Raw genomic sequence first — 21,898 nt, 5'->3', positions numbered from 1 at the left:
TCATGGCCCCGTCTGCTGCAATTGTCGCCAGGCCGTCACTTGCTGAGTTACACTCTTGAGTGCCGCCATGCGACCGTCAGCGACCGCTTCAAATCGATATTGCGTCGATCCCTGAACAGGAATGAAGACCGCAAACCCGGTTCGCCCCGAATGTCCGGTTGAAAACCACAGGGAACGGGTGACCCCAAGTTGCTGAAGTCTTGTCAACAAAACCGACTCGTCCAGGTCGGAGCGTTCTCCGGTAGCCTCGGCTGTTTCTAATTCAACCCGGCTTTCGTGGTCGACACCTGGTTCTTCGGCGAAGGGGTCCGAAATCAGCGAAGAATTCATCCCACTTTGGCCAGCCTCTGCCCGAGGCGCACCAGGGGCAGGGCGGCCGGATACCGATTCCCCCCGACTTACCGACTTTTCCTGACCAAACCAGTCAGAAAAATCATCAGGGCCAGTTGTGGATGGCGGGAACTGAGAGTCGTCTGACTGTTTGCCAGAATCAGATGCCGCAAATTCGCCGAAGTCTTCATTAAAGAAGTCATCTTCGGTCGCAGCGCCCAGAGGGGCTGTGGAAATACCGTTGCCAGGAATCGCCGGGCGCAGGAGCGCGATTGCTGGGACCACAATCAGTGGTACCATCATGACGACTGTAGAAAGTAACCCGCTTTTGGAATCCATCCCTCGTCCACTCAGTCTGTTGTCCAACCAGCCTGAAAGCCAAAACCTGTTGGCATTGAAGTGGCAATAATTGCCGAAGTCTAGAGAACATTGGAAAACGCCACAATTGCAGTTTTGCCCACCGAAGACATGGGCAAAGCCTAAGTTCAGGACAAGTTTCAGGTGCCTGTCGAAGGATTTCAAAACGCTGCTACAATTTGCTGAGCGAGCAGAGCCCATTGGCTGATCATGGAGAGAATCATGTCGAAGCAGAATCGAAACAACCTCATTTCACGCCGCCACGTCCTTGGGGCAATCGCCGGGGCAACATTTTCAGCCGGCCTGGTGCAGGCGGCCGATGCAGCCGCTGAACACCCACTAACAAAGCCAGTGGAACTCGCAAAAGAATGTCTTTCGCGTGCGAAAGCGATGTCCGCCTACGAAGCCACGTTTACGAAGCGGGAAATCGTTGGCAAATCCCTGATCGCCCAGCAAATGCGGATGAAGGTTCGACATGAACCGTTCAGCGTCTACATGTACTTCGAGAATCCCTCAGAAGGACGCGAAGTCATTTACGTCGAAGGACGCAACAACAACAATCTGCTTGTCCATGAAACGGGGCTGGCTGGTCTGATTGGAACGCTGGAACTTTCACCGACCGGAAGTCAGGTGATGGCCGAGAATCGGTACCCGATTACAAAAGCCGGCATTGCCAACATGGTTGAAGCCGTCGTGAATCAGTGGGAAGAAGAAAAAAAATACGGCGAGACTGAGGTCAAGTACTTCAAAGACGCCAAGGTCGCGGAATTTACATGTCGCGTCATTGAGGGCTCACATCCTCAGCCAAGACGGCAATTTCCGTTTCATGTCACGCGACTTTGGATCGACGAGGAATCGGGGTTGGCTGTTCGTGTCCAGCAACTGGGATTCCCAACGTCACCTGGTTCGAAGCCTCCGATCATCGAAGACTATATCTTCTCCAGGATTAAGCCCGATGTCCGATTGACAGACCGGGACTTCGATACCCGCAACCCAAGCTATCGATTCTAAGAACGCCTGACAAAACCGGGACTGGTGGCTCCCGGAATCGCTCAGAAAAGCTGTGAATTTGCTGTCGGGAAAGGTGCCTGTCCCGGTTTTGTTAGAGCCCCTAAATCTATGATCGTCGCTTCTTGCATCGGAGATGTCTATCAGCTGGTTCAGGAAGCCAGACGGCAGCAAAAATCCGTTGGTGTCGTACCGACCATGGGTGCTCTGCACCGGGGGCATATCAGCCTGATCGAACGAGCACGGCAGGAATGCGATTATGTATTGACGACAATCTTCGTTAACCCAACGCAGTTTGGCCCTAACGAAGACTTCAGTCGCTACCCAAGAACTCTGGATGAAGATCTGGTGCTGTGCCGAACTGCCGGAGCGGACCTGGTCTTCACGCCATCTCAGTCCGATATGTACGATCAGGACGCCCAGACTTTCGTCAGCGTTGCAAATGTCGCCGATCCATGGGAGGGAGCCCATCGCCCGGGCCACTTTAACGGCGTCTCCACAGTTGTCTGCAAGCTGTTCAACATCACAGATCCGGACCGTGCTTACTTCGGACAAAAGGACTATCAGCAGCAGCTCGTCATCAGACAGATGGTGAAGGACCTGAATTTTGCCATCGAGATTGTGACCTGTCCCATCGTTCGTGAACCCGACGGACTGGCGATGAGCAGCCGTAATCGCTACCTGACACTGGAAGAACGCACCCAGGCACTGGAACTGCATCGCGCACTGCAGCTCGCTCAATCACTGGCTCAGCAGCCAAACTTGACTCCCGTCGATGTCGCTAATCGCATGCAGGCGCATTTGGAATCGGCCGTCGGCATCAACCTGGAATACGCCGTGGTCGCAGATCGACGAACCCTGCAGCAACTCCACAACTGGGACGCCCCAGCCGTGGCCCTGATTGCCGCTAAGGTGGGGACGACTCGCCTGATCGACAACATGGAGATCGAACGCAGCACAAAGGCATAGATAGAAGTCTTCTTTCGTCGACGTGCTTCACCCAACCGCTTTTTGTCATCGCGATGTTTGCAGTTGTACCCGAGGCAAATCGGGGGGGCATCACCACCGCAATCAACAGCAAGACATTAGCCGCCAGACATCGCAGCATATGCTCTTCTGCTGGTGATTACAGGATCCTGTCGACGGGCTCAATATCAGGCAACAGGAGACTCGATGCGGCGACTCCAACGTCGTGATCATTCTATCGAGCATCGCCAGCACAGCTTGAACCCAGTCGAACCATGCCGTCACTGGATACCAGATTGACGACAAGCCGACGGCGGCGGTCTCACCCGCCAATCCACCGACGGTCGGAGCCAACAGGTCAATGGTGTGCGATGTAGAACTCCGGCCGGATGACCTGTCGCGAACCTGCATAAACAAAAACGCGCCCAACATAACACCGCACCACACCGGGCTTGGCTTAAAGACGATGCATGCTCCCAGCCAGCAACCGACAACGAAGAACCGAAGTGTGCTTCTGCCCAAACACCTCAATCTCACATCATGCGTGTCAACCTTCATCGCTTGCCGATTGCGACGGGTGGAAACTTTCGAAAATGCCCAACGTTTCCTCAACCCTCACACTACAAACTATACACCACGTACTACACACTACTCCCGGTCCCTGATGTGCAAGTATTTGCATTTACCGAATCCCAACAACGGTATGTCTCGAGAAAAGGCTCATTTCTGCATCTACGTGGCACTTCGACCCCTCAGCTTCTTGCCCCGATTTCTTGGAGCCGATGACGCTGCTTTGTATCTGGGTAAGATTGGAACGCAGTCGTCAGTATGAAAGAGTGTCATCTCGTCGAGGGGTTGCACGTGCTGTCTGGTGTTTACTCCAGGCAGATTAAAAGGATTGTCAGATGAAGACTACTCGATTTCTGGCTTGGTATGCACTTTGCGTGTTAGTCACCGGCACAGAGAACGTTCCTGCCGGATGTTGTTTTAAGAACTGGCCAGACTTAATAACGCCGGCAGCCTGTCCATGCCCTGAGAGCATTGAACCAGTGGGATGCGGAGATTATTTCAAGGTGCCGACTGGGCTTAGTACGAACGTTCCCATGCTGGTTGGCTCATATGAAGCTGGTCTTGAGTTGCTGGCTTATACCCAACCGATTGTCGGTGAAAAACCTGACTCTGCCGCAAAGCTGGATGCATTCCTGCGCTCAGCCTGGGCTCCGCTTCCGCAGACGATGCAAGTATCGTATCTTCGCAGCGTGCGAGTTTTCCGGTCCGAATCGCCAGATCGGGAATCAGAACGTCGCTTCTATGAGTCCATGTATCCCGAAAATTACCCCGACAGATCGAAATTGGTCGAGGAGCTCGTTGGGAAAACCATTGAAGGGAGCGCTCGCCATCAGACTCAGTACGAGTACTACCGAGAAAGGGTGATTATTGATGCGAAGGACCCAATACAGAGCAAGTCGTATGTGGAAAGCCGGCGACGCCTGGGCGGTCTGGAAGGATTTGTTGCCGACGAAGATTTCGAAATGGCAGAAGTGATCGGCGCACAGAACGAAGACGGGCTTCGTGACTGCTTCATGTACAATCAGGTAGCAAGGTTCGCAAGTCAGAATATAAGTGACCGAGCCGTCTTTCCACAACGATCTCCCTGGTTGATGTTCTCTCTGCACGACGTGCCAAAGTTCATGATCCGGGTTGCTACGAAAAAGTCATGGCCATTAAACGAGCTGGTCATGGACGACCAGAGACTCAAAACAATAGCAAACGGAGGCACCTCAGGAGGATTGAAAGTTGCGTGGTCCGCCGTAACGATCGATGGGGTGGAAGCAGACCATTTTACTCTGAACCTCGAAGGCGTCGATCTTGTAAGCGTGGCCACAGTTGAAGGCCACCCCGACAGAATCTTAAGAGTTGAATGCTATACAAAGAATGGAAATCTCACCGAGCGGGAAACGCGAGGAGGGTACGGAGTGAATGGATTACCAACCAAATGGCGCAAAGAAAAGCTGGCGAATGGTAAGGTCACCGAATTCGATGATCGCACTATTCTGGACATTCGACTGAACTGCCACGTCGAGAAAACACTGTTTGAATTCTCTGTACCGGACGGATGGGCCGTAATTCAAACGAAGCAGGGTGAACTAATCCGTGCTCTGACGGCAGACGGCCAACCGATCCAGCCCCGAAATCACCCGGAGACTCAGAATCACACGAACAAAAAGACGTCTTTGGGCCTATGGATATTTTTGGGCAATGCCATCGTCGCAGTCATCTTCGTCCTCGCTCGATGGAGACATAAATCCGTTACGTAGTCAGTGACGACGAATTGATTGGTGCAGGGACACCGGGTGAAAAGTGAGTTGATTCGACAGGAAGTGCATGCACGTGAAATTCACCATCGTGCCGTCCAGTTGGCTTCATCCGATCCGAAACGAGATCCGGCAAAACCTGAAACCAAACAGCGTGCTGTGAAAATGGCCTAGTAGACGCGACTTCCCGGATACCAGACGCACATCGATCGTTGACGAAGAAGGACGATCCAAAGCAGGATAAGTGCCTTCGCCAGAATCAGGACGGTCGACTGTTGCCAGGCTTCCACCCAGTCGCTGATGCCGAACAAAGCGAACGACGAAGCATAGAGCCATTCCATCCGGTGCCTGCGGAATCGAATGGCCCGCCGCGAGATGAATCCGGCAACCACCAGCCAGACAGTCCCTTCCAGCAGATTGAACCAATGGTAGGTCATCGAAAAACCATCGTGTGAACCGGGGGTCCATCGCCACCAGACACGGTTCAACAGATTGAAAATCGTATCCGCCACGGAACGCAGCCTCATCTGCTTTCGGGAAGCGTCTTACGCGCTGCGATTCTCAGGCAGCCTGATGTGTCAGAATGCAATCTTCGCAGGCAGGTATTTCTGGATCAGTTCTTCGTAATACGGTTTCAGTTGGTGCCAGTCCGGCGCGATCGGACATTTTGAATACAAATCGTAGGGATTGAATTTCCGGACCCACGGCAGCATCTCTCGGTCATGATCATCACACAGCCAGTCGTATTGTCCTTCACGATGCCACGCATAGAAGGAGTGGTATCGGATCATGTAGAGGGCTGGTTCCGGCAGATAATTCTTCAGAACGTGAAACAGATATTCGTCGTGGCCCCAGGACATCAGGACATTCCGAAGCCCGCAATTCCGCTTGTAGACGCCCAGCGGCTGCTGGTAGACGCTGTGTGTCATATCCGGGTTGGCGGTGAAGAATTCACTGTAGATAATTCGATCGCTGAACTGGCAACCAACGGGAAACGTATCGCCCACAACGGCCCATTGTGGTTCATTCCAGAGGCAAAGCACCTTGCCCAGATCGTGCAGTAAGCCAACCAATACAAACCAGTCTTCATGGCCATCATGTCGAATGGCTTCTGCGGTCTGTAACAGGTGCTGAAGCTGATCCAGTTCGATGTCAGGATCTGAATCGTCCACCAGAGTATTCAGGAAATTCAGAGCTTCAATGACTCCCATTTGCCGCCGGTTCAACTGCAGAAATTCAGCACGCTTCCGGCCAACAAATTCATAGGTCTGAAAGCGATGGTTCTGACGGTAGAAATCCCGAACAGATTCCCGGGCGGGCGAGTCGTAATTGCGATAGTCTTCCCGTGCTTTGATTGCTGGCTGTGGGTAAACCGATGATTCGATAAAATCCTCCAGCGCGCCAGAGATATCGCGTGGCTTCGGATCGCCAGTTTGGGGTTCATCGCTGGTCATCTTTTACCTCGATCCTTTGAAGAGCAGGGGCCTGGCCATGTCTATGAATCACGCGTCCCATTGTCCCCGAATCTCACTACACGGCTGCGATCGAAAAGGGCTGACCGCGTCGACGCAGCGCAGCCTGAATACGATCGAGGATGGTATCGCTGAGACTGATCGACATCGCAGCGGCTGTTTCCAGAATCTGCCAGTCTCGTTTTGCACCGCAAAGCGCCGACGTAATTCCTGGCTGACGAATCGTCCACGCGAGAACCAGCTGAGAAACCGGACAGCCGGCATCGAAAGCGATCTGCTTCATTTCATCCATGAAGTCCTGATTCTTCTGCCACTCTTCCCCCTGAAACATGGGATATTTTTTTCGACCATCCGCATCATCGAATTGATGATTCCGCGGCAAACGACCGGCCAGCAATCCTTTCATTAGTGGCCAGTAGACACACAATCCGATGTTGTGCTTCGCACACCAGGGCATGATGTCGGCTTCGATTTCCCGCTGCAGCATGTTGTAATGGGGCTGAATGGCAACCAGGGGACAGACGGAATGAAATTCTTCCAGCTGTGAAGGTTTCAGATTCGAAGCTCCGGCGTATCGAACTTTGCCTGCAGCAATCATCTGGCGAATTGCGTCGGCGGATTCCGAAATGGGGACGGCGGGGTCCGGTGCATGAAGGTAGTAAAGATCGATGTAGTCAGTGCGAAGTCTCTTCAGAGATTCATCACACTCACGCAACAGGGTCGCCGCCGATGCATCGTGAGCCTGCCCGCGACCGATGCGATGCAGACCACCCTTTGTCGCGATGACAACGGCATCGCGACAGTCAGCCACGGCCTCCCCTATCAGTGATTCACTTTCACCATGAATACCGTAGGCGTATGCCGTGTCCAGAAAATTGATCCCGGCATCGATCGCAGCCTGAAGCGTTTTTCGGCTGTCCTGCGGATTGACGTCCAGACTCGTAATGCCCGCAATGGGCCAGCACCCCATTGCAATCGCAGAGACGCGCAGGTCAGAATTACCAAGCTGTCGAAGTGTCATCAGAGAATTCCGTGAGTGAAACAGAGCGTGCCACAGAACTATAAAGACAAGACATCACATTCCTCCACTCCACAAACGTGGCAATCAGGGCCGAACGCATCAATCCGGCGAATTGATGTGACGTCCGTTCACAAATGGTGATGGCGATCGCATGGTGAAGCCGCCTTGTGATGCCTACACTACCATTGTGCCCGCGATTCTGGTTTTGGAATCCCGTCGGCTGGTTCAATTGAGAAGAGACGTTAGGTAGCACGAGTGCCCAAATGCTGTTGAATCCCCTATTCCCGCCAGCGAAGCAGCAGATCATCCTGGGCCTTGCGATATTCCTGACCCTGGCATCCTCCGTGCGTGCCAGCGATTCACCTGGTGAAATCGATGAACTTGGGCAGTTGGTTCAGCAGGCTGTGCGGAAGGTTGACCCGGCCGTTGTCCGAATACGCCCAATTGGCAGTGAACAGAATACAGACGGCGGAAAGATCAATACGGCGGCCTCGACAGGTGTTGTGATTTCGTCAGATGGGCAGATCGTTACCAGCGCGTTTTCCGTCGAAGGTAATCCGCAGGCGATCCTTGTTGAAACCATTGACGGAAAACGGGTTCCCGCGGAAATCGTCGCCACGGACTTTGTCCGAAAACTTGTCCTGCTGAAAGCGGGGCAGGGCGACTGGACTGCATTTCAGTCTACCGCCGGCAGCACAACGACGACTGCGACAACGGCAATTGCAGATCCGATCATTGGGCAATGGACAATTGCCGTCGGACGTTTTTACGACACGGAATCATCGAATATCTCTGTGGGTATCCTCAGCGCCGTCAATCGCGTTCATTCTATGGCAATTCAGACGGACGCTAAGATCTCTCCGCTGAACTACGGCGGTCCACTCATCAATCTGGATGGCGACGTGCTGGGGCTGCTGGTCCCTTTGTCGCCTCGATCCAGTGATGGTGTAGAGGCCGGCGTCGAATGGTACGACTCCGGCATTGGATTCGCGATTCCGATGAAAGACGTGCTGGATTCTGCCAATCGACTGAGAGCCGGAAAGAACCTGAAGTCCGGAAAACTGGGCATTGCGATCACCGCTCCCGGAGCATACTCCGATGATGTCAGGGTCCAGTCTCTGCACCCGGGAGGCCCGGCGTCTGAAGCAGGGCTCAGGACGGGTGATCGGATCGTTATGGTCAATGGTCTGTTGGTCGATCGCTCCGCGACACTTGAATCGGCTGTTGCCAGAAGCTACGCAGAAGACCGAATGCAATTGCAGATTGAACGCGACGGCGAAAAAATGGACGTCAACCTGATCCTGGCTGAGAGACTACCGGTTGTTCAGCCGGGGTACCTTGGCGTAATGCCACTGGCCGACTTTCGAACCGGTGGGAACGCGGCAGCCGAAGAGAATGAGCCCGTCATTCCCGCGCCGCGGCGGGGACCGTCAAAAAGTAAAGACCCTGAAAACCAGGAAGAAGAAGACCTGCTGGCAAACCAGCCGAACGGCCTGATTGTCTGTGTTGAATCTGATTCACCAGCAGCGAAAGCCGGATTGCCAGCTGTCGTTCGAATTGAATCAATCGATGGCGTTGACATTTCATCGGCCGGTGGTCTTCGTCGAGAACTCTTCAAACATCCCCCCGGATCCAAAGTGGTGATTGGCTGGAGCGAAACCAGGTACTCCAGTTCTGCAACTGATACGGACGACGAGAAGCCGCTGCAGACGACAGAGGTGGTGACCGGTGATTTCCCCGCCGAAATACCTTCCTACGATTCAAAAGTACTGGCGCTCGTTCGTGGAGCCACAAATTCGACTTCCTCCGAGCTCCTGGATATTGTCGAGAGTGTCAGCGTCCCCCAACGAAAAGACATTCCCATCGGAGAGGATGGGCACGTCATTGTCTTTCATCCCTCCGGAAAGAGCACTGTATCAGATGAGAGCGATCCCGGACCGGGACTGATCGTACTGCTGTCGTCAGGCAACCAGCCAGAAGAACAAGTGCTGCGGTCGTGGCAGTCAGTCATCCATTCTCACCATCTCGCGGTCGCAGTCCCGCGAAACCCGGACGGAACCAGGCTCACGCAGGAGGATATTCGGCTCATCGTGCTGGGAGCCATCCAGACCGCTCGAGAGCTGGAAATCGACTCGCTGCGTCTGGTCGTTGCGGCAGAAAGCAGCGAAGCCGATCTGGCCCGAAATCTGATCTATTCGATGAACAGCCCGTTTCGTGGCGCCTTGATGCTTGATGGGTGGATCTCACCAACCGCCGAAAATTCAGTCGATTCGCAGTTGGGACGATCCGTCCTTCAACTTGAGATTCCGTCCGACCGCCAGTCTCAGGTACTGCGAACGACATCCATTCGCGTAATGCAGGAATCTGGATTGCGTGTTTTTTCGCTCCCAGCCGCACAGGCTGCCGATGTTTCTCCGGAATCGAGCCGCCGGATCGCCGCGAATTGGTCGCTGTTCATGAAATCGATGTAGAGTCTTTTTCATGCAAGCCTACATCTACTCCATAATTCTCGGCATCGTTCAGGGTATTGCCGAGTTTCTGCCAATCAGTTCGTCCGGGCATCTCGTCATTATCGGCGCGTTGCTGGAACGTTATACGGACATGCGAGTCCCTGCGGAAAACGCGACAATGAATGTCGCACTGCACTTTGGTTCTCTGCTTTCGATCATGGTGGTTTACTGGAAAGATCTGCTCGACCTGCGAAAAAATCTCAAACTGGTAGCCATGATTGTTCTTGCCACCATCCCAGTTGGACTGGTTGGAGTTCTGCTCAAGGATCACATTGAATCCCTTTTCAATGAGCCGCTGTATGCTGGCTGTGCCTTACTTGTCACGGCGTTTCTTCTGGTGGCGGGACGTTACTTTCAAAAGCAGTCAGCAGGCCACGACAAGAAGGATATTGCCACATCGGAGCCGAGCAGTGACGTGAGTCCGCGCACGGCTTTATTTGTTGGACTGTTTCAGGCATTCGCTATTATTCCCGGCATCAGTCGGTCCGGGAGCACGATTGCCGGTGGACTTCTGAATGGACTCAGTCGACCAGACGCAGCTAGGTTTTCTTTCCTGATTGCTTTGCCGGCAATCGGTGGAGCGACGGTCCTGCAAATGAAGGATCTGCTCACGGGTGAAGAGAGCGTGGATCCTCAAGTCCTGCCAATTCTCGCGGGGACCATCGTGAGCTTCATCGTCGGGGTCTTCTGTCTCAAATGGCTGATCCGACTTGTCGTAGCAGATCGACTCCACTGGTTCTCGATATACTGTGTTGCTGCAGGCGCGGCAACAATCGCCTGGCAATTGCTCAGCTGAAACACACAGCGAACAGGAATCACCTGCTCGGAAGTCGTTCGAATCATAGGGCCAAAGCGCGCTGGTCAGCGAATGCTGAACAGGGGGAGCGATCGCGTCTGATTCAGCTCATGGAGATGCTCGATCAACACGCGACGGACTTCTGCGATCGTGTCAGGGTGCCTTTGAATCTGACTGTGTCCGGCGCGAATGATGACTTCACTGTCGACGTCTTCCAGGTGAGCACTTCTGAAGTTCACAACGCCGTCCGTCCACTGATCCGGCGACTTGCCTTTTCTGACCCCGACAACATTGTGATGCGGCACGTCGAGTGGCACAGGCGTATCCTGAATCAATTGCAGGATAGCAGACTCACGCGTCAACGAATCCAGGCTGGTGCGAGGAGTGAGAACCCGATCGGACCAAACGGATTCGTTGTAATCAGACAGCAGCCGAGTCAGTTGCATGGTTCGATTCGGCAGCCAGACCAGTGATCCACTCAGCCAGCGGGTAAATGCATTGGAATATCGGCTGCCGTCATACGGGCTCGCGATCGTGACAATACGTGCCACGGATGGATTGCGATGAAAGTAGAAAACTCGCTGCATCTCCGCCTTATGCTCTTGCGGTGCCTGAATGTGATGAAACGGAACGGGGCTCACACTGTCCCAGAGTCGGTTGCCACTTTCGATAGTCATCAGGTGGGCAATCAATCCGCCCATACTGTGCCCCACCATGACCATCTGGTCCAGCTTGTCGTTCTGCCGCTGCGGATCAACCGCCATCCGGACATTTGCCAGTTCTTGCCGAAGATTTGCAGCGGCGAAGGGCAGGGGTTCTCCTGTGGGATACAAATAGAACCAGAACTGGTACCGTCGCCGAATCTCAGGGTCGGCCTGCAGGTCGTTGAACATTTCCATCCATGTCATTGGACTGGACCAGATTCCGTGCACCATCAGCACAGGAATCCGATCGGGGTCATAAGGCTGTACCATGTAAAGCCCTTCGATAGCCCGTGCATGATCGGGGCGAAAGAACGCCCAGGTATCCAGCAGCTTCAGATCAGGATTACTTAGTGCTCTAGCCAGCGGCGTACTCAGGTCCGTTTGCAGCGGAACCAGCGAATTCTGAATGACAACCCCATCGGTTTCGCGAGGATCAAACAACTGCAACTGAATGACCGCCGGATTCGCTGGCAGATTGAACCCGTAAGTCGATGCCATCGCGTCCGCAAATGTTGAAATCGGGGTCTGGTGTTGTGTCGTTCCCGGAGGCGCAAAGCGAAGCAGCGCTGTTGCCGCGAACCCCATCTGTTCGGTGTAGTATTCTTCAATCGCATGCGGCTGCTGCGGCTGCCGTCGATAGGCCACCAGCGGAACACCAAGCCCCGGCGAGCGGTGATGATTTCGCAGATTTGTCAGCTTGAAGTCACTGACAAATTCAAATTCCGCGAGATTCTCCGGATGAATCGTCGAATTCGGATACGGAATGTCCAGGATGATCCGCCGATGGCTGAGCGGCATCAAAAGCGATTGCCCCAATTCGTAAGGGCCAGCCGCCTTGATCACGCGCAATAAAGATTCGCAACTTCCGTTGTAGAGCTCAGCCGCTTCTCTGTGTTGAACCTCCGTCGGGTCCGGGATTCGACCAGATGGATCCGGCGTCATGAAGTAGAACCAGGCTGCCTGGCTGGCATCCAGATACAACTCGCCAGCCAGTTGAGCGTCATGTCTGGCGACCGAACGTGCACCAATGTATCTCAATTCAGCCAGCGCATAGAGCGCATCATGTTCCCAGGCAGCCCTTAACTGATTCGCGCAATGGTAAAGCATTGGTTGCAGCTCGGCCGGGCCATCGTATCCGGAACGGGACAGGTACAGATTTGTGCGTTCTGACGGGGCAAGATCGCCAAATCTGGTACTGTGGAGCCTTTCTACCAGCGGATTGTGCGGCTTTCTGCGTAGTTTGACGAATTCAGTCGTCGCGCAGCCCGAAACGACTGCGATTGCCAACAGGCAAAGCAGCCAGCGGAACAAGCCACGAGAAGAGGGGTCAGAGACGACCATTTCGACGGGAAACACATAATGACAGGAAGCGCGAAAGGCGGGAGTGGATAGGGTCACAGGAATTAAGAACTGGGTCAATATGATTCGATCACGAACGCCAACAGAGAACTACCCATTTCACCGGTTGCCCCAATCTTAAAGGAATCTGCACCAGATCGATGATTCCAGCTGATTCGTGTGAGAGCGCACATTCCATGCGTCCCCTAAGGGGCTGAATTGAATTCTGAATGAACCCGGGAACGACAAACCACAACCTGATGAAGTCACTTAGCCTGCTGATCGGCGGCTGCCTTTCGTGTGCGATCATGGTTTTGCTGGTACTCAGTGATCCAATGCTGACAGCCTCCTTGTGGCCAGGCGACATCAATGCTCAGATTATTCGCACCTTTGGTGGACAGGTGCGCGTTGATTTTGCCGGCGGAACGGAAGTGGAACTTCTGTTTGTTCCGGTTCTGATCCGAATCTTCGGCTTGGCGACGGCATTGCTGGCTCTTGGATTGCTCCTACGGATTCTCATTCGGGAGACCTTGTGTCGGCAGACAGTTTCTCAACTGACGCGACAACTGGGACTGGTGTGGCTGGCAAGTCTGGTCTGGACAGGACTCTGGCTTCTGGCTGACCTTCAACCGGCGTCGATATTCAGCCAGCTCTATTACCTTGCCCCCGGACTCTGGCTGTCCCTTTTTCCGGCCGCCACTCTGACAGCAATACTTCCGGAAACACGCATGAGGGCGCCGTCAGCGGATCTTCCTCCTAAGCGGGTTGACTGGCAGTTGGTGGTGTTGCTTGTTGCAACGGGATGCTGGATCTGCGTTTCCTTCTGGATGAATGAACGACTGTACGCTGGACTTTGGATCCCACACGGTGATTCGGCGATGTACGAAGAGCATCTCTGGAATGTCTGGCATGGCAAGGGGTTTCGTAGTTACCTCGACCAGGGATTGTTTCTGGGAGAGCACATTCAGGTGATCCATCTGCTCCTGCTACCCATCCATATGATCTGGCCTTCGCACCTGATGCTGGAACTGGCCGAATCAATTGCTCTGGGAATCTGCGTAGTCCCTGTCTATTCCATCGCACTTCGTCATTCCGGAAGTCGAAGCGCGGCCATGTGGCTTGGGCTGGCATGGCTTCTGTTTTTTCCGATGCATTTTCTGGACATTGCCATCGACCTGAAGACTCTGAGGCCAGGAAGTTTCGGCCTGCCATTCCTGTTCTGGGGCATCGATCTGGCGGAACGGCGACAGCTGTGGAAGTCGTCTGCCTGCTTCCTGGTAGCTCTGTCTGCTCAGGAAGACTTCGCACTGATCACTGGTCCGATCGGACTGGTCTTATGGTTAACGTCCGGCAGGAAAGGCTGCTCGCCTGCTGAAGATTCATCCCCTGATGTTTCATCCGGAAGTCCCTCAGAACAGAAGACCGAAGGACGCACGTATCAGCTTTGGTCGATCGGCCTTTGCGCATTCAGCGCCCTGTACGTTTTGATGGCCGTCTGGGTCGTCATTCCCTGGTTTCGATCAGGTGTTCCAGTTCATTACAGCCGCTATTTCGGAGACCTTGGCAACAGCCCGGGCGACCTTGTGCGGACGACGCTGCAGGAACCACAAAGAGTGCTGGCTCAGTTCTTCTGTCTCCGGACATTCCTCTACCTGATGGTCTTCAGTGTGCCGATTGGATTTGTGCTTTGGCGAAGTCCATTGAGATTGCTGGCCGCATGCGTCACATTCGTCATGTTGAGCCTGATTCAACTGGGGAATGCGGATTCCGTGCCATCTGAATCAGGCGCCGCCGAAACAACTGCCGCAGCTCACATCGACCTCCCTCCGGTTCCCTATCACCACTTTCACGCGCCGATGTTGCCCGTTCTGTTTTGGGCCGCAGCCGCTGGTCTTCGCGGCGGCAGAATTCATCTGCTGTCCGGTGCGGTCAATCCCGGCAATATTGCCCGTTTTGCATTCTTCTGTGCCCTGTTTTCCGCAGTGACGAATTCAATGATGCCTGTCGGTCTCGGATTCTGGTCGACACAGTCACGCACTGGCTATGCACGTCTGTTCGTTCCCGGACCAAGGGCCGAACATTTCAACAAGCTGGCTCCTTTTCTTCCTGTCACATCGCGAATCGCATCTACTGATTATGTGCATACTCGTTTGACACATTGCGATCGTTCCTATGACTACAGCGGCTATCTTCGAGCGGTCAACAATTACCAGCCCGGAGTGCCTGCTGACACGGACATCATTGTCATTGACACTCAACATCCCTACAGCGTCATCAAGTCTCCGAGTCAGGTACGCGAACTGAACGAACAAGCCGACCAATGGCGTCTTCGAGAGGACTTGAGCGACGACTATTTCCTGGTGATCGAACGAATTCGCGATTCAGGCAGCAATAAAAAGACGAACGGGGAACAGGATTCGTCCGTTGCGAATGGTTAACTTAACGGCCTGTTGAAGAACGGGACTGGCGTGAGCAGGAGACCTGAAAACACGACTCTCGATAGCGGCCAGCGTGCCTGTCCTGGTTCTTCAACGGACAGTTAAGTTAACCGTCCGCCTGATACTACCAACTGGCGGATCTGCTGCTGTCGTTTGTCTGGCCGCAGGCATCGGGGATGGCAGAACGGCCCATATCTATTCTCGAATGGAAAAACCGCAGGCCGAATAATCGACCTGCGGTTCATTTGAAACAGTCTTTGACTGACGCCGTCAGCCGGTCAGACGACTATGGCAGCGGTGGTGCGAAGCCGATATTCGGGAACATCGGATCTGCCGCGTTTCGGATATTGTAGTTTGTGCCACCTCGGTCGAAGTCGTCCACGATATCCTGAGTGATTCCGAAGCTGATGAACGAGTTGTTTGGATTGTTCAGGTTCAGACCATTTTCCACCTGGAACAGGAAGGCGTTTCGATTCGTCAGGCCAAATCCCTGGAACTTAAGTGGATCGAACGTTGTGTAGGTTGCTCCTGAAGCATCTGCATCAATCTGATTACCAGTGTTGTTCTGGAATCGAAGATCGAACTGAGCCGTGTCGTCCAGATAGACATAGTCGAAGGTGAGGTCACCGTTCGTATCCACTGAGGTGAATGTTTCACCGGCAGACAGGAAGGAGGCCGTCCTGAAGTCTTCTTCCAGGTTACCACCAAACGTGTTGTTCTGGATATCAGCTGCGACATAAGCCCCGGTACCAACATTGATGAAGAGGCCTTCCCCGGTCACTGTGTTTGTACCATTGTTCTGAATGGTGTTGTTCGTCACAGTCAGGTAACTGTTCTGAACGGTCCGCAGGTTCAGGTAAGGGGCCAGGTAAGCGGTGTTGTTGTTGACACTGCCCAGGTTCAGGTTGGTGAATTCCGGACGGAATGGGTTGTAGTTCGTGTTCTGGTTACCCGTCACTGGTGGATCCGGGAAGTTCGCCAGGTAAACAAACCGGCTCTGATTCATATCTGCGTCTGCCCGATAGAAGATCCCTTCTTCTCCGTTGCTGATAATCGTGTTATCGTCCAGCGTAATCAGCACAGGGTCGAAGATGATATTTCCATTTTCGCGGTCACGAGTACCCGAAGCACCGGTGAGCAGCAGATTTGCACCTCGACGGTTATTCTCACTGATCACGTTACCTGACAATGTCACTTGTGGAACAGCACCGCTTTCTGTGACACCACCATTGAAGGTGATCAACGGCAGAGTGAAGTCAACATTGGCAGGTGCGACTCCGGTCGCTGTACCGCCGAAGACGTTCAGGCTAAAGCCATCTCCGCCATTTCCAGCCGCAACACCGCTGCTCTGTCCACCAATCAGGTTCTCTACAACCGAGATGATTGGACGTGGGTTACCCGAAGCATTTGATCCGGTTGCAGTGACAGCAATTCCGTCGTCGCCGTTGTTCTGGATGACGTTACCATCACCGATGCCGCCTACGACCAGAGTAGCCGTTGAGTTGTTACTGAAGTTGGCCTGAATACCGTCCCCGTCTGCAACATCAACATCGCCGTTGTTGTTCACATCCGTCGCTTCTGCAGCACCGGCAATATTATTTGTAATCAGAGTTCGCGTAACACGAACGCTGCCTTCAGAGTCACCGCTCGCATCCCATCGGATACCGTTACCACCAGATCCTGTCCCATTGCCGTTGATGACAGTGGTTGCAGTACCTGAGGTGATCAGCACGTCCGAACGGCCGCCGGTTGTTTCGATATGAATACCGTCACGGACGTTCTGCGATATGCTTGAGCTACCCGCAGAACTCAGTGCCGCATGAGCCCCGGAAATGACAGGAGCCGCGTTGCTGGTAATTTCCACCAGTGCACGAGAATCTTCGGTTGCCAGAATATTGATACCATCCTGACCATTCAGATTCGTCGTGTTACCGTCGAACTTAACGCGACGGCCAGGAGGCAACCCGTCCGTTGCGTCACCAAATGTCGATGTTTCTGATGTCTGCACCAGGATACCATTGACTCCGTTGTTGTTCAGCGTATTCAGTTCGCCATCAGCAATCAGCATGGATTCGCCACGTGTTCGGAAACGAGCACCGTTTTGTCCGTTGTTGCTGAGGTTGTTGCGATTCCAGTTCACTGTATTCACAGTGCCACTCATTGGCTGATTGGGATCGTTCTTATCATTGCCCTGAGTGTCGACGTCCAGGCCGTCACCTGCGTTGCCAGTTGCGACAACATCTTCAACTGTCACCTGAACCAGTGACGAATCCTCACGACGAATGTTAATACCGTCTCCGTTGAGGATCGGATCCGCTCCGTCGACAGTACCAGTGATTGTCAGGTTTCGCAGATCTGCAATCAACTTGGCATTGCCGGTTGCCTGAAGGGCGATACCAGCGTCGCTGTTACCTGTGATAGTATTGGCGTCAGCTGCTGCAGTACCACCAACATTCAGAGTCAACTGATTGTTGTTGACGACAGCCGGAAGAGCAGGAGGTGCGTTGTTCGGACCATTCTGATTCGAAACGATACCACCACCAGTGTTTCGCGAAATGTCGTTCCCGTAGACCGAGGCATTCATGACCGCAACGGAGTTCGCGGAGACGTTCGATGTCAGCAGTATGCCCGCGCCTCCGTTGCCGGTAATCGTGTTACCACGAATGACTCGGTTTGACGCCACCGTTCCAAAGTCAATCTCTCCACCATCATCAATCGTCAGTGAAGCACCGTTGCCACCATTATCGGTGATTGTGTTGAAGAGAAGGTTGCCATGGATTGTAGCGCCATCTGATGCCAGAGCGCGGAAACCATCACCACCGTTGTTCGAGAGAATGTTCCCCTGAAGATACGAGGTGCCACTGTAGACATTGAAACCGGCCCCGCCAATTGTGCTGTCGGCATCAATGAATGCTCCTGCACCGTTCGCTTCCAGACGGATACCATTGCCACCTCCGCTGGTGATCTGATTTCCCTGCATCGTGACACTCTCAGCGACGGCACTGTCATTCATCACAATGGCGATGCCATCGTTGAGTGCCCCGCTCACAGTGTTCTGATTAAAGGTTGAACCCAGAAGTCGGGCATTGTCCTTCGCGTTGACCTGAATCCCGACTCCGGTCGGAGATCCTGCAGTACGAAGTCCCACTGCTGAAGCAAGCTGAGCGACGCTGTTCTGCTGGAATGGTGCTTCGCCTGGAAGTTCACCCGGATTAGTTCCGTCCAAAGCAAACTCGGCAGGCTCAACAAGGACCTGAATCGGTGCATCCTGAGCGGGCGTTCCCATGATGGCATTGTCGCCATTCTGAGTTGTCGACCCGGCCAGCAGGATGTGTCGCAGTGACAGAGCATGTCCCAGCTCGTGTGCGGTTACCAGACCGATGGCTCGACGAGTAAACGTCAGGTTGCCGGATGTCAGAGCCGTGGCAGCATAGGCTGGCGTGTTGTCCGGTGACTCAACATAGATTCCATCCTGATCCTTTGGAATATTCAAAGCGTTTGGTGGAGTCAGCAACGAGGAGAACTGATTGATGCTGTTCGTGTAGACCCCGACAGCAGAGGCACCATTGGCTTGTGGAGTACCGCTCAGGCCCTGACCTGGACCAAGGCCAGCAGCATTTCGGATATTACCAATGTCACCTGCCTGACCAGCTAATCCGCCAAGGGCGACTGCACTGTCTCCGATCGTCAGTACGTAGTATTCCGTTGCACCGTTCGATGGTGCTGTCCCCGTATCACCGATCACGAAGTCAATATTAAGTTCCTGACCGGCTGGAATTGGACTGAGAGGATTGTCTGCAGCTGTGGGCAGATTTCGGTAGTAATCCCGAACAGTGGCCAGAATTGCATTAGTAACCTGATCGTACTGAGCAGCACTGAAACCGTAAGGTGCCACATCGAAGGTATCCACCTGGCGACCATTGATGTCGATCTCTGATGTCTGACCAGGATCAATAAAGTCCAGTACGATTGTCAGTGGTGCCGGACCGCCGGAAGTACCACCCTGAATGGTATTGAACAGAGCATCGATCTGAGCTGTCGCGGTATCCTGCAGGTCGACGAGGACGCCACCAGCAGTGTTCCCGTTGAAAGTGTTTCCGAGCGTTGGAGAAGGGCCACCGATGTCGAACGTACCGTGGCTGTCATCTTCACCGAAGATGCAAAGACCAGCAATCACATTGTTGTTCATTGTGTTTGAGACGATGCCCTGGTCGAGCAGGCCATTGCCATTCAAATCTTCACCTGCATCAAGAATACCATCGCCATCCAGGTCTTCTGAGACAGAGTTGAACACGCCTCCGTTCAGATAATGGATGAATCCACCATTCTGCAGGTTACCTTCGAAGATGTTGCCGCGAAGGCTTGCCAGATTGAAGGTTCCGGCATCGGACGTTGCAACAAATCCATCAAAGGTATTGGCGTTTGCAGTATTGCGTTCAACAACCGCATTGATCGTTGAACCTGCACGAGCTTCCATCACAATGCCTGTGCCATTGCCACTGGAGTTATTGTCCAGGATGCCCGTTGGCAGTGTCCCGTTCGGATTGTCGGCGTTAATCGTGCTTCCCGGCTGAGCAACGATGCTCAGGCCAGTGCCACTGTTGTCGTTTGAGATGTTCGAGCGAACCAGAAGGTCCATCGTCCCGCCAGCAGGTGCCGTCAGATTCAGACCATCTACGGATGCACCCAGAAGCCCGTCAAACGTATTCATGTCCACAACAACTCGTCCGCTGACATCCTGCAGATTGGCACCGGTCGAATAGTTGGTGAAGGTATTCATGACGAGTGAGACATCTGTGATTGGAAGGGCGTTGGAAACTCCGTTACCGAACACAGTGCCCGCAGCATTGGAACCGTCAATCCGCATGCCGATGATCTTGTTCTGGTTAGCCAGATGAACAACACTTCCACCGGCCAGCATTGTTGGATTCGAAATCAGCGGACCAAGGTTGGTCGCTGTTGCCTGGCCAGGAATCAGGAAGTCTGTGGTTCCTTCGGTGTAAAGGGTGTAGTCCTTTGTTGATGAGAGAAGAACCTGACAATCGAACAAGTGAAGACCCCCGTCAACTGTCAGATTTGTTCCACTGTCATCTGCATTCGGTGTGACCCGGATGATGTCTACCAGAGCATTGTTCGCGGCTTCGGCCTGCTCAAGGGTCTGGAATGGATTTTCATAGGTACCCAAACCGGCGGACGTTGAATTGGGATCAACAAACAACAGATTCCATACGCGTCCTGTCTTGGCATTCACAACAGCCTCAGGATTGACCGTGCGATCGATGTTCGTGTGGACACGATTTGATCGATACACAGGGTCCATCAGACGGTCCCGCACGTTGGCAGGCCGCATGAACTTCTTGCCCTTGTAATTCGGAATGCTGTAGGCGACGTTGACCCAGCTGTTCGTTCCGAACGTATCATCAGACGTCAGTCGGGTGTTAACAGTCAATGATTCTGTGATCAGCGCTTCCCAGCGAGCCTGGAAACCGACGGTGTCAAAACCATCCGCATTGGTCAGGTAATAACCGCCTGCGTACATGTTCAAACCGTAAGAGCCAAGGACCGGAAGTGGTCCACCGACTTCGGCATCGAAACCGGAGTAGGCGTTCTCCCGCGTCTGATTTCGCAGGCGATACACACTGTTGCCGCCAAGTGTCAGAGCACCGGTGAGGGTATCGGACATCAGGTAAGTATCTTCACCCAGCATCATGTAACCGTTGGCTCGGAAGTCGAGGTGTCGTCCCAGCGACTCAAAGCCTGCAGTCATTCGGTACCAGTCTCGGTTGCCATATCCCTGGTCGTAGTCGCCGAAGACGTTCCAGCCGAAAATCCGGTCGCGTGATGCGTCGTAGTTGCGGTAGATACCACCAAAGTTATAGATCGGATCCCCGCTGTTTGTGACGGCGGCTGCCAGATCAGCCATGAACACCGTTGTATTCGGCACGATGTGGTAGGGGAGCCGGGCATTCAGGCGGTGGAACCCGTCGTTGAATCCAAGTCCGTTCCCGAACGTGGAATCGAAAGAGACAATCGGGCCGAATGGCTGACGAGAGCGATACACCGGAGCCTGCACAGCCTCCGTGGCCCCAAGACTACGCTCGAAATAGGGAGCGTAGTTCCCTGGAACCGGATACGGGGTGTCAGTCAACGGCGATCCGTAGACGACAGCTGATCCCGCCTCATCCGGCACCGGAGCTTGTCCGCCAGAGTAGGGGCCTGCAGACGACAGACGCACAACGCCTGGCTCGTCACCCATTGAAATACTGGCTGCTGTGATTAAAGCGACGCTGCTCAGAAGCAGACAGGCCGAGGCTAAAACGCGTGTGGTTTTCATCGATTGTTCCGATCGATCCGTACTTACAATCTGTACCGGGCGTGCCGGGAATACCGGTTACTCTGTTCGATCGGAAAAACAGGGCGGTGAGGTTGAGTTAAAATGTGAGGGTTGTGACGAACTTTACGAACATGACGAAGCTGCGGATTTCGCCGCTCGAGTAGACTTTGCCTGCTTTCAGGCTCTTTGGAACGTCTTCAGCACCTCAAACTTCTCTCAGAACCGGTCTTCTTCACAGACAAATAAAAGAGCTGCCGAACGCGTGTTGCGTTCGGCAGCTCCTGCAGGTTTTTGAATTCCGCCGCTACA

Annotated in this window: 12 protein-coding genes; 6 read left to right on the top strand and 6 right to left on the bottom strand. The window is 53.7% G+C overall.

The annotated features are described in order from the left end of the window. On the bottom strand, positions 1-669 hold the full coding sequence (locus R3C20_00860; GenBank protein MEZ6039023.1) for a hypothetical protein: 669 nt from the start codon (positions 667-669) through the stop codon (positions 1-3). Between the two features lie 240 nt (positions 670-909). On the opposite strand from R3C20_00860, the gene R3C20_00855 reads away from it, so the two are divergent. The 3 genes from R3C20_00855 to R3C20_00845 all read left to right on the top strand — a co-directional run bounded on the left by R3C20_00855 (position 910) and on the right by R3C20_00845 (position 4,979). Next, positions 910-1,698, top strand: coding sequence for a DUF1571 domain-containing protein (locus R3C20_00855; protein ID MEZ6039022.1), 789 nt, complete (start codon positions 910-912; stop codon positions 1,696-1,698). A 108-nt stretch (positions 1,699-1,806) separates the two neighbouring features. Further along, on the top strand, positions 1,807-2,664 hold the full coding sequence (gene panC / locus R3C20_00850; protein MEZ6039021.1) for a pantoate--beta-alanine ligase: 858 nt from the start codon (positions 1,807-1,809) through the stop codon (positions 2,662-2,664). A 902-nt stretch (positions 2,665-3,566) separates the two neighbouring features. Further along, positions 3,567-4,979 (top strand): hypothetical protein, encoded by a 1,413-nt coding sequence (locus R3C20_00845; GenBank protein ID MEZ6039020.1) that lies wholly within the window; start codon positions 3,567-3,569, stop codon positions 4,977-4,979. 167 nt (positions 4,980-5,146) lie between these two features. Here R3C20_00845 and R3C20_00840 read toward each other — a convergent pair whose 3' ends face one another. The 3 genes from R3C20_00840 to R3C20_00830 form a co-directional block, all read right to left on the bottom strand. After that, positions 5,147-5,488, bottom strand: a complete 342-nt coding sequence (locus R3C20_00840) for a hypothetical protein (GenBank protein MEZ6039019.1) — start codon at positions 5,486-5,488, stop codon at positions 5,147-5,149. A gap of 66 nt (positions 5,489-5,554) precedes the next feature. Continuing rightward, positions 5,555-6,430 (bottom strand): inositol oxygenase family protein, encoded by an 876-nt coding sequence (locus R3C20_00835; GenBank protein ID MEZ6039018.1) that lies wholly within the window; start codon positions 6,428-6,430, stop codon positions 5,555-5,557. A gap of 76 nt (positions 6,431-6,506) precedes the next feature. Then, positions 6,507-7,469 (bottom strand): aldo/keto reductase, encoded by a 963-nt coding sequence (locus R3C20_00830; protein ID MEZ6039017.1) that lies wholly within the window; start codon positions 7,467-7,469, stop codon positions 6,507-6,509. Positions 7,470-7,732: 263 nt separating this feature from the next. On the opposite strand from R3C20_00830, the gene R3C20_00825 reads away from it, so the two are divergent. Beyond that, on the top strand, positions 7,733-9,940 hold the full coding sequence (locus R3C20_00825; GenBank protein ID MEZ6039016.1) for a PDZ domain-containing protein: 2,208 nt from the start codon (positions 7,733-7,735) through the stop codon (positions 9,938-9,940). A 10-nt stretch (positions 9,941-9,950) separates the two neighbouring features. After that, positions 9,951-10,775: an undecaprenyl-diphosphate phosphatase gene (locus R3C20_00820; protein ID MEZ6039015.1), complete on the top strand. Its 825-nt coding sequence runs from the start codon at positions 9,951-9,953 to the stop codon at positions 10,773-10,775. Positions 10,776-10,840: 65 nt separating this feature from the next. On the opposite strand, the gene R3C20_00815 is transcribed toward R3C20_00820, so the two are convergent. Further along, the gene (locus tag R3C20_00815) at positions 10,841-12,877 is read right to left on the bottom strand and encodes an alpha/beta hydrolase (GenBank protein MEZ6039014.1); all 2,037 of its coding nucleotides are present in this window, start codon (positions 12,875-12,877) and stop codon (positions 10,841-10,843) included. A 170-nt stretch (positions 12,878-13,047) separates the two neighbouring features. Between R3C20_00815 and R3C20_00810 the strand changes: the two genes are divergently transcribed. Continuing rightward, the gene (locus R3C20_00810) at positions 13,048-15,255 is read left to right on the top strand and encodes a DUF2079 domain-containing protein (protein MEZ6039013.1); all 2,208 of its coding nucleotides are present in this window, start codon (positions 13,048-13,050) and stop codon (positions 15,253-15,255) included. Positions 15,256-15,541: 286 nt separating this feature from the next. On the opposite strand, the gene R3C20_00805 is transcribed toward R3C20_00810, so the two are convergent. Then, positions 15,542-21,589: a right-handed parallel beta-helix repeat-containing protein gene (locus R3C20_00805; GenBank protein ID MEZ6039012.1), complete on the bottom strand. Its 6,048-nt coding sequence runs from the start codon at positions 21,587-21,589 to the stop codon at positions 15,542-15,544. Positions 21,590-21,898 lie beyond the last annotated feature (309 nt).

The sequence above is a fragment of the Planctomycetaceae bacterium genome (genome assembly GCA_041398825.1).
Classification (GTDB): Bacteria; Planctomycetota; Planctomycetia; order Planctomycetales; family Planctomycetaceae; genus F1-80-MAGs062.
This window is presented reverse-complemented; position numbering and strand designations above follow the sequence as displayed.